Origin of the sequence: Shewanella sp. 10N.286.52.B9, from assembly GCF_002873635.1 — a bacterium.
Lineage (GTDB): Bacteria > Pseudomonadota > Gammaproteobacteria > Enterobacterales > Shewanellaceae > Shewanella.
This window is the reverse complement of record NZ_MCTY01000156.1, coordinates 1-951: the sequence shown is the minus strand read 5'-3', so window position 1 is coordinate 951 and position 951 is coordinate 1. Positions and strand designations below refer to the sequence as shown.

Annotated in this window: 1 pseudogene; it reads right to left on the bottom strand. The window is 44.3% G+C overall.

Features of this window, described 5'->3' with window-relative positions:
* A pseudogene (locus tag BCU91_RS20385) lies at nt 1–821 on the bottom strand (hypothetical protein); the annotation flags it as partial.
* Nucleotides 822–951: the final 130 nt, after the last annotated feature.

Here is a 951-nt window from a genome sequence, read left to right as displayed (position 1 = left end):
CCGCCCCAAAACTCAACACCGTCATCGTTATTTTTATGAATTTGGATATGATCAACAGTTGTACCTGCGCCAACTGCCGCGAAACTAATACCGTTCATTTCTTGGGTGTCGTTGATTTTAAAGCCACCAAACTCAACCCGAACATACTGAATAACACCTGAGTTATCTTCAGTGTTATCACCACCGTAGTTGTGGTTACCCACTTCAAATGCAGCATCACAACTGGTTAAATCAGGGCATGAGTTAACAGGTGCGTTACCTAAAACTACTAAGCCGCCCCATTGACCCGCTTCGCCAGTTTGGCCTAGCGCCGCTTCAAGGGAAGTAAATACGATTGGCGCGTCAGCTGTGCCTTCGGCCATAATTTTTGAATCACGGCTAATGACTAAATAAGACTCGCTACCACCAATAATTTTAGTGCCAGCCATAATTGATAATTCAACCGAGTCAGCTTTATCGCCGCCAGCGATAACTGCACCATCAAGCATCCACACCACATCGTTTCCTAAAATGATGTTCGCGCCATCTTGACCACCTACCTTTACTGTTGAAGCTGCAGTAGAAGGTGCCAGTGTGCCTGTTAACAGCCACACTTCTTTACCATCGATAGCCGCTATCGTAGTGCTTTTTTCTGCAAAGCCGCCGTAAGCAAGTTGTTGGTCCGTTTCAGTCGGTGTGGTTGGATCCGTTGGATTTGTAGGGTTAGTCGGCTCTTGTGAACCCGTATCAATATTGATATCGCCACCACAGCCCGCAAGTAATAAGGTTGCAGAAAGCGCAGCTGATACAGCACTAAGTTTAAACATTTTTTTCAGTTCCATTGTCATCTCCGAAGACGGGTGTAAGCGAGTTAAGTTGTTTCAATGGACGACAAACTAACCCGCAAAAATGACAAAAAGACTGCGTTAAAATGACAGTGAAATTTCACTAATATGATATAAATATTAATAG